This is a genomic window from Clostridium pasteurianum (assembly GCF_001705235.1).
Lineage (GTDB): Bacteria > Bacillota > Clostridia > Clostridiales > Clostridiaceae > Clostridium_S > Clostridium_S pasteurianum_A.
Genome location: NZ_MCGV01000001.1, coordinates 1,021,805 through 1,032,868, shown reverse-complemented (window position 1 = coordinate 1,032,868; position 11,064 = coordinate 1,021,805). Strand labels below are relative to the sequence as shown.

At 30.0% G+C, this 11,064-nt stretch carries 1 protein-coding gene; it reads left to right on the top strand.

The genetic code is table 11. The annotated features are described in order from the left end of the window. Positions 1–110 precede the first annotated feature (110 nt). On the top strand, positions 111–10,994 hold the full coding sequence (locus tag BEE63_RS04685) for a non-ribosomal peptide synthetase (RefSeq protein WP_066020273.1): 10,884 nt from the start codon (positions 111–113) through the stop codon (positions 10,992–10,994). Positions 10,995–11,064 lie beyond the last annotated feature (70 nt).

Sequence of the window (11,064 nt, the reverse complement as noted above, 5' to 3'; positions counted from 1 at the left end):
AAGGAGTAATATGCCAGATGGTAATGTAATTAGATTGAAAAATTAAATCACATTACTATCTGGAATTAATAAATGTGGATTAGTACTAAGAAATTAGGGGGGTATTACAAATGATTAGAGCAGAAGAGTCAGATATTAATTTAATTAATTTATCTAAAAAATATTGGAATAAGATTGCACATGGGGAATATGAAAGAATAAATTTTAGTAAGAGGGCTTCAGAATATGTACCAAGTAAAAATGAAATCAATGTAGACATAGATGGTGAAGTATTTAATAAAATAGTTAAAACATCTCGAAATAATGATTTAATTATTTATTTAATTATGTTGGCTACATTTAAAATCACTATAGCTAAGTACTTTCAAAATAATAAATTTTTAATTGGAATTCCACAATATATTGAATCAGAAGATATGGAAAGTACTAATGAATTTATAATATTAGATAATAATATTATTGAAGATAATACATTCAAACAAGCATTAGTTCATCAAAAAAATCAAACTTTTGAAGCATATAAACATCAATTTTATCCAGTCAAAAATATATATAAAATCAATGATATATATGACAGTGTTAATGTGTATTGTTGTATGAAGAATATTCATAATAAAAAACAGATAGAAGATATTTTGGCTTTAGGTAATAATGATTTTACTTTAAATATAGAAAAATATAATAATTCCATCAAGCTTATATTTAATTATTGTAACAAATCATTAATGGACGAAGTTAATGGAGTTAAAAGTGCTTTTATTAATATATTAAGTTCAGTAAGTCTTAATATGAATTCAGTTATTAAGGATATAGAAATACTAAGCGAAGAAGAACGCAGTATACTAGAAAAGTTCAATGATACAGAAGGAGAATATCCAGAAGGTAAGGTAGTAAGTGAACTCTTCGAAATGCAGGTGGAAAGGACTCCAGACAACATTGCAGTAGTATATGAAAACCAGAGTCTAACTTACAAAGAGCTAAATGAAAGAGCTAATTCATTAGGAAGAACCTTAACGAAAAAAGGCGTAGGAGCGGACTCAATAGTAGGAATAATGGTGAAGCGTTCCTTAGAAATGATAGTGGGAATAATGGGTATATTAAAAGCAGGGGGAGCATACATGCCAATAGACCCAGAATATCCAGATGATAGAATAGAATATATGCTAGAAAATAGTGAAACAAAGCTAGTATTAGTAGAAAACAAGTTTAAAGACAGAATAAATAAAAATAACGTAGAAGTATGCGGCTTAAATGATGAAGAATTATACAAAGAAAGTAATGCTAACTTAGGTAAAATTGCTAGTGCGGAAAATTTAGCATATGTAATATATACATCAGGAACAACTGGAAAGCCTAAGGGAGTTATGATAGAGCATAAAGGAATAGTAAATAGAATTAATTGGATGCAGAAAAAATATAACATAAGCAGCAAAGATGTAATATTACAAAAGACAACATATACATTTGATGTATCAGTATGGGAAATATTGTGGTGGTCATTTGTTGGAGCTCAGGTTAGGATGCTGGTGCCAGGAGGAGAAAAAGATCCAAGAGAAATAACAAAGAGTATAAAAGAAGGAAAGATTACAGTTCTTCACTTTGTTCCATCAATGCTGAATGTTTTTATGGACTATGTAATATCAGAAGATAAAGTGGAAGATATAGAAAGCCTAGAGAAGGTATTTACAAGTGGAGAAGCGTTAAAAGTAGAACAAGCCAACATATTTAATGAAGAAATAGGAAGAGTAAATAACACAAGGCTAATAAATTTATACGGACCAACAGAAGCTTCAGTAGATGTAACCTACTACGAATGTATGGAAAAAGAAGAAAAGATACCAATAGGAAAACCTATTGATAATACAAAAATATATATAGTTGATAAGAATAATAAAATGCTCCCAATAGGAGTAGCAGGAGAGTTGTGTATAAGTGGCTGCGGAGTAGCTAGAGGATACTTAAATAACGAAAAGTTAACTAATGAAAAATTTGCGCAGAATCCATATGAGCCTGGAGAAAAAATGTACAGAACAGGAGATCTAGCAAGATGGCTTCCAGATGGGAACATAGAGTATTTAGGAAGAATAGACCATCAAGTTAAGATACGTGGTTTTAGAATAGAGCTTGGAGAAATAGAAAGTAATATATTAAAACTAGAAGGAATAAAAGAAACAATAGTTTTAGCAAGAGATGGGGCAGTAAATAAATATCTATGTGCATATTATGCTGGAGAAAAAGAGTACAGTGTAGGAGAGTTTAGAGAAGAATTAAAAAAATCTATGCCAGACTACATGGTGCCATCATACTTTATAAAACTAGAAAGTATGCCATTAACATTAAACGGAAAAATAAATAGAAAAGCACTACCAGAGCCACAAGGTAAAATTGATACAGGAGCAGAATATGAGGCTCCAAGAAATGAAATAGAACAAAAACTTGTACAAATATGGGAAGACGTATTGGGAGTACAGGATATAGGAATAAATGATGACTTTTTCAGTTTAGGTGGAGATTCATTAAGTGCAACAACTTTAACAGGGAGGATTTTCAAGGTATTAAATGTAGAAGTGCCACTAAAGGAAATCTTCAATAACGGAAACATAAAGGGACTCAGCGAATACATAGAAACTATTAGCAGCAAGCAATATCAGGCAATAGAAAAAGTAGATGAAAAACAGTATTACGAAGTTTCATCAGCTCAAAAGAGAATGTATATGCTTCAAGAGCTTGATCAGAAAAGTACAGCATATAATATACCTGGAGCCTTAGAGATATTAGGTGATTTTGATATAAAAAGAATGCAGGAAGTGTTTATAAAATTAATAGAGAGACATGAAACATTAAGGACAAGCTTTTATACCAAAGCTGATAAGATAGTGCAAAGAATTAATAAAGCTAATGAAATACAATTTGAAATAGAGAAAATAGAAATAAAAAATGAAGAAGAAGTGAAAGAAAAGTTTGAAGAATTTATAAGACCGTTTGATTTAGAAAAAGCACCATTATTAAGGGTAGAAATTATAAAATTAGAAAAAGAAAGACATATTATGTTCTTTGATATGCATCATATAGTATCAGATGGAGTTTCAATGTCCATATTAACAAGAGAATTTAGCGATTTATATGAAGGAGAGGATTTAGGAGAATTAAAGGTACAGTATAAGGATTATTCTGCATGGCAGTTAAAGAAGAGGGAAAGTAAAGAATTTAAAAAGCAGGAACAATATTGGTTAAAAGAATTTAGTGAAGAAGTACCAGTACTAAGCTTACCTACAGATTATAAAAGACCGAGGGTCAAAGACTTTAGGGGCAGAAGTATAAATTTTGTTTTAGATAAGGAAACAACTGAAAAATTAAAAAAGATAGCTAAAGAAACGGGAAGTACCATGTATATGCTACTAATGGCCAATATAAATATATTATTATCAAAATACAGTGGACAGGAAGACATAATAATTGGAAGCCCAATAGCTGGAAGAAACCATGTGGATCTAGAAAATGTAATAGGTATGTTTGTAAATACGTTAGCAATAAGAAGTAGTGTAAATGGTGAAGCAAGCTTTAAGGAATACTTAAAAACAGTAAAAAGTAAAGCGTTAAAGGCTTTTGAAAATCAAGATTATCAGTTTGAAGAATTAGTGGATAAAATAGATGTAGATAGAGATTTAAGTAGAAATCCATTATTTGATGTTATGTTTGTACTTCAGAATATGGAAGAGACCAAGGTAGAAATAAATGACTTAGTCTTTAGGACATATAATACAAATGACAATGTAGAAAAGTTTGATATAACAATAACAGCAAAGGAAAGAGAAGAAGAGATCTACTTTAATTTAAGCTATGCAACTAGCCTTTATAAATATGAAACCATTGAAAGAATGAAAAAGCATCTATTAAACATAATAGAAGAAACGGGACAGAATGCGGAAACTAAGATTAAAGACATAGAATTAATAGATGAAGAAGAAAAGCATAAATTACTTATAGAATTTAATGACACAAAGGCATCTTATCCAAGAGGGAAAACAATAAATGAATTATTTGAAGAAGAAGTAGAGAAGACTCCAGATAATATTGCTGTTGTATTCGAAGATAAAAAGTTAACTTACAAAGAGCTAAATGAAAGAGCTAATTCATTAGGAAGAACCCTAACGAAAAAAGGCGTAGGAGCGGACTCAATAGTAGGAATAATGGTGAAGCGTTCTTTAGAAATGATAGTAGGAATAATGGGTATATTAAAAGCAGGGGGAGCATATATGCCAATAGACCCAGAATATCCAGATGACAGAATAGAATATATGCTAGAAAACAGTGAAACAAAGCTAGTATTAGTAGAAAACAAGTTTAAAGACAGAATAAATAAAAATAACGTAGAAGTATGCGGCTTAAATGATGAAGAATTATACAAAGAAAGTAATGCTAACTTAGGTAAAACTGCTAGTGCGGAAAATTTAGCATATGTAATATATACATCAGGAACAACTGGAAAGCCTAAGGGGGTTATGATAGAGCATAAAGGAATAGTAAATAGAATTAATTGGATGCAGAAAAAATATAACATAAGCAGCAAAGATGTAATATTACAAAAGACAACATATACATTTGATGTATCAGTATGGGAAATATTGTGGTGGTCATTTGTTGGAGCTCAGGTTAGGATGCTGGTGCCAGGAGGAGAAAAAGATCCAAGAGAAATAACAAAGAGTATAAAAGAAGGAAAGATTACAGTTCTTCACTTTGTTCCATCAATGCTGAATGTTTTTATGGACTATGTAATATCAGAAGATAAAGTGGAAGATATAGAAAGCCTAGAGAAGGTATTTACAAGTGGAGAAGCGTTAAAAGTAGAACAAGCCAACATATTTAACGAAGAAATAGGAAGAGTAAATAACACAAGGCTAATAAATTTATACGGACCAACAGAAGCTTCAGTAGATGTAACCTACTACGAATGTAGGGAAAAAGAAGAAAAGATACCAATAGGAAAACCTATTGATAATACAAAAATATATATAGTTGATAAGAATAATAAAATGCTCCCAATAGGAGTAGCAGGAGAGTTGTGTATAAGTGGCTGCGGAGTAGCTAGAGGATACTTAAATAACGAAAAGTTAACTAATGAAAAATTTGCACAGAATCCATATGAGCCGGGAGAAAAAATGTACAGAACAGGAGATCTAGCAAGATGGCTTCCAGATGGGAACATAGAGTATTTAGGAAGAATAGACCATCAAGTTAAGATACGTGGTTTTAGAATAGAGCTTGGAGAAATAGAAAGTAATATATTAAAACTAGAAGGAATAAAAGAAACAATAGTTTTAGCAAGAGATGGGGCAGTAAATAAATATCTATGTGCATATTATGCTGGAGAAAAAGAGTACAGTGTAGGAGAGTTTAGAGAAGAATTAAAAAAATCTATGCCAGACTACATGGTGCCATCATACTTTATAAAACTAGAAAGTATGCCATTAACATTAAACGGAAAAATAAATAGAAAAGCACTACCAGAGCCACAAGGTAAAATTGATACAGGAGCAGAATATGAGGCTCCAAGAAATGAAATAGAACAAAAACTTGTACAAATATGGGAAGACGTATTGGGAGTACAGGATATAGGAATAAATGATGACTTTTTCAGTTTAGGTGGAGATTCCATAAAATCAATACAGGTAATATCAAGAGCTAAAGCAAAAGGATATTATTTTGAGGTTAAGGATGTATTCAACAATTCAAATATAAAAGCTTTAAGTAAGTGCGTAAAGAAAAATGCTGTAACAATAAGCCAAGATGAAGTAGTTGGAGAAGTAGAATTAACTCCTATACAAAAATGGTTTTTTGAAATGAATTTTGAAGAAGAACATCATTGGAATCAATCAGTAATGCTGTTTAGTAAAGATGGGTTTGAAAAAGAAGCATTAGAAAAAGCATTTGAAGCTATAATTATTCACCACGATGCATTGAGAATGGTGTATAAGAAAGAAAATGGTGAAGTACATCAAATTAACAGAGGGACAAGTGAAAAGTTATACGATTTAAATGTATATGAAGGTTTAAATGAGAAAGAAATAACAGAAAAGTGTGATGAAATTCAAGGTAGTATTAATCTACATGATGGACCTCTTGTAAAATTAGGCTTATTTAAAACCCATGAAGGAGACCATTTACTAGTAGCAATACACCATTTAGTTATAGATGGGGTTTCATGGAGAATATTATTTGAAGATTTATCAAGGGCATATGAAATGACCAAAAACGGAGAAGATATAATACTTCAAGATAAAACAACATCATTTAAAGAGTGGGCAGTAGAGCAGAAGAAATATGCTGACAGCTACAGTATAAGAAAACAATTAGAATATTGGAATGGCATAGACAAATATGAGATAAGGAAACTTCCAAAGGACAAAGAGGCAGCTGTATCTAGGATTAAAGATTTAAGAAGTGTAGGATTTAACCTTACAAAAGAGGAAACGGAGAAATTATTAAAACATGTAAATAAGGCATATAACACAGAAATAGAGGATTTGCTATTAACAGCTTTGGCATTAACAATAAGTAAATGGACAGGCGAGGAAAATATATTAGTAAACTTGGAATGTCATGGTAGAGAAGAAATTATAAAAAATGTGGATATAACCAGAACAGTAGGCTGGTTTACTTCGCAATATCCAGTAGTATTGAATAGTAATAGCGATGATTTAGAAACTACAATAAAGAATATAAAGGATTCTTTAAGGAGAGTGCCTGATAAGGGAATTGGCTATGGCATAATCAAATATCTATCTAAGGATAAGATGGAATTTAGGTTAAAACCAGAAATAAGCTTTAATTATCTTGGACAGTTTGATGAAGATATTAATAATGATATCTTTAATATGTCGCCTTTAAGCAGTGGAAATTCAATAGGTTTAAATAATAAGGGATTATACTCATTAGACTTTTCTGGGATACTTGTAGATAAATGCTTAAATTTAAACTTAGGCTATAGTACTACAGAATACAAAGATGAAACAATTAGAACACTGGTTAATGATTACAAAGATAATCTTGAAAAGATTATTAAACACTGTATGAATAAAGATAAAGCGGAAAAAACAGCAGCAGATGTAACAAAGGAGAATATAACCTTACAGCAATTAAAACCGTATTTAAAAGATATAGATAATATCAAAAATATATACCCTTTGGCACCAATGCAAGAAGGAATGTTATACCATACGTTATATGATAATAAATCAGAAGCTTATAATGAAGAATTAGTAATAAAGGTAAAAGGACAATTAGATATAGACTTATTAAAACAAAGTTTTAATAAGTTAGTAGAAAGACATGATATTTTAAGAACTGCTTTTGATTATGAAAACTTTAATAGGAATATGCAAATTGTATTTTATAAAAGAAAAGCAAATGTCAGATATGTAGATATAAGTCATGAAAAATTTGACAAAGAAGACTATATAGATAAAGCAGTAAAGAATGATAAAAAGCAAGGATTCGATTTAAATAAAGATGTTCTTATAAAATTGACAATAATTAAAACAGAAGAGGATGTATATAATCTAATACTTAATAATCATCATATTATAATGGATGGTTGGTGTCTTAATATAGTAATGCTTGAATTATTTAAGATATATAATGAATTAAAGTATGGATACAAAGCAGATTTAAAAGAAGCAGTACCGTATTATGAGTATATAGAGTGGCTTAATAATAAGGATAGAGATGCAGCAAAGGAATATTGGAGAAAATACCTTTTAGATTATAATGAGGTAACAGCAGTACCGTTTGAAAATAAAGAGAGCAGTAAGGAATATAAAAAAGAAGAAATTAACTTTAATATAGGAAAAGATATAACGAGAAAGCTTGAAGCAATAGCTAGAAATAGTAAGGTTACAATTAATACAATAATACAAAGCGTATGGTCAGTACTGCTTAATAAGTATAATAACAGTAGCGACTCTGTATTTGGATATGTTGTATCAGGAAGAAATCCAGAGGTTAAGGGTATAGAAAATATGTTGGGATTATTTATAAATACTGTACCTTTAAGAGTTAAAGCAGAAGGAAATATGACGTTTAAAGAATTACTGACTACTGTTAATAAGTCTTTCTTAGAAAGTAGCAAGTATGATTTTTATCCTTTAGCAGAGATACAAGGGTTAAGTGAAGTTAAAGAAAAATTAGTAAACAACATAATGATATTTGAAAACTATCCAGTTGACACCGATGGCATTAATAATGAAGTATTGACTAAGAACAATCTAAAAATAATTGGCTGTAAATCACAAGAGCAAACAAACTACAACTTTAACTTAACTGTCATATATCAGGATACTATTTTAATAAAGTTTAAATTTAATAAATTAATGTATTCAAGGAATAATGTACTAAAAATTAAAAATTATTTTGAAAGCTTAATAAATCAAGTTATAGATAATACAGAAGTACTAATTAAAGATATAGAAATAGTAAGGAAAGAAGAAAAGTATAAGTTACTTATGGAGTTTAATGACACAAAAGTAGATTATCCAAGAGAGAAAACAATAAATGAATTATTTGAGGAAAACGTGAAGAAGGCTCCAGATAATATTGCTGTTGTATATGAAGATAAAAAGTTAACTTATAAAGAGCTTAATGAAAGAGCTAATTCATTAGGAATAACCTTAATGAAAAAAGGTGTAGGAGCGGATGCTGTAGTAGGAATAATGGTGCAGCGTTCTCTTGAAATGATAGTGGGAATAATGGGTATTTTAAAAGCAGGGGGAGCATATATGCCAATAGACCCCGAATATCCAGAGAATAGAATAGAATATATGATAGAGAATAGTAAAGCTGAAATAGTATTAACTCAAAGTAAGTTTAAAGAAAAAATAAAAAATGAAAAAATAGACGTATGTGACTTGGAAGATGAAGAGTTCTATAAAGAAGATCGTGCTAACATAGGTAAGACTGCCAGTGCAAAAAATTTAGCCTATGTAATATATACATCAGGAACAACTGGGAAGCCTAAGGGTGTTATGATAGAGCATTCCAATGTAACTAATTTAGTACATGGATTAAATGAAAGTATATACAGTAAATATAATGATAATTTAAAAATAGCTTTAGTAGCTCCATATGTTTTTGATGCATCAGTTAAGCAAATCTTTTGTGCTTTATTATTAGGAAATACATTATATGTAGTTACAGAAGCTGCTAGAAAAGAAGGCGACAAGTTAGTTGAGTTCTACTTAAATAATAAAATAGAGATAACAGATGGAACACCAATGCATTTAGCAATGATGGCTAATTCAGAGCTTCTAACAAATAAAAACTTAAAGCTTAAAAATTTGATAATTGGTGGCGATAAACTTACACGGAAAATAATAGAAAAGATATATAAGAAAGTTAATAATAAGGAGCTTATTATAAGTAACGTATATGGACCGACGGAGTGCTGTGTTGATGCTGCATGTAACAATATAACTATAAATAATTTGAAAAATTATATAAATATGCCATTAGGAAAACCAATAGATAATGTAAGAATATATATAGTTGATAAGAACAATAAATTGATGCCAATAGGTGCAGCAGGAGAACTATGTATAAGTGGATATGGGCTCTCAAGGGGATATTTAAACAATAAAGAATTAACCGAAGAGAAATTTGTAGCAAATCCATATGAACCAGGGCAAAAAATGTATAAAACAGGAGATTTAGCAAGATGGCTGCCAGATGGAACCATAGAATGCTTAGGAAGAATAGATTATCAAGTTAAGATAAGAGGTTTTAGAATAGAAATAGGAGAAATAGAAAATACATTACTAAAACTAGAGGGAATAAAAGAAACTGTAGTAGATGCAAAGGGAAAAGAAGAAAGTAAGCGCCTATGTGCGTATTATGTTGGTGAGAAAGAATACAGAGTAGGTGAATTAAGGGAAGAACTTAAAAAATCTTTACCAGACTATATGCTTCCGTCATACTTTATAAAAATAGATAAAATGCCACTAACTATAAATGGAAAGGTAGACAGAAAGGCATTACCAGAGCCACAAGGAAAAATTAATACAGGGGCAGAGTATGAGGCGGCAAGAAATGAAATGGAAGAGAAGTTAGTTAAGATATGGGAAGATGTACTGGGAATAAGGAATGTAGGAATAAATGATAACTTCTTTGAACTAGGTGGAAATTCTATTAAATTAGTTGATTTGTTGGTAAAAATGAAAAAACAATTAATCCTAAATGTTACAATGGATCAGTTATTTACAAACCCAACTATAAAAGATATTTGTAATTTATTATATTCTGATTTAGGTGAAGGCGGAAAATTTGTTACAAGGCTAAGTTATAGTGGAGGTAAAAATATATTTGCATTTCCACCGGCTATAGGATATGGATATTCCTATTTAAATTTAGTAAATAGAATAGATAATTATTCAATTTATGCATTTAGTTTTATTGATAATGCTAATATTATAGATGAGTATGTAAAAAGCATATTAGATACTCAAAATGAAGGACCGTTTATATTATTAGGATATTCTGGTGGAGGTAATTTAGCTTTTGAAGTCGCTAAAGTACTAGAAAAGAAGGGTTATGAAGTTTCTGATATTATAATGTTAGATTCGGCGGTAAAAAAATCAGTAAAAGACAATTTAACGTACCCTTCAAAGTATGAGGTTATTAGTATTATGAAAAACTTTTTTAATATAGACAATTTCCATGAATTTGAGGAAAATATAGCGGAAAGGGCTATGGTAAATCATAAAAAATATATACAGTACAATAATAAAAATATAACCAAAGAAAAAGTAAAAGCTAATATCTATGTTATATCAAGCTCTAGTACTAGAGAAGTAAGAGAAAACTATGAATACTTATTAAATTGGGAGAACCATACAATGGGTAAGTTCGTTATATATGATGGGTATGGTCTTCATTTAGATATGTTATCAGGAGAATATTGCGGTAAAAATGCAGAGATATTAAAAAATATATTAGCTGAATAAAGTATATAAAACCAATGAATAAGTTTGTGTGAAATCAGAATAGGAACGTACATAGATTTGTGTAAACAAA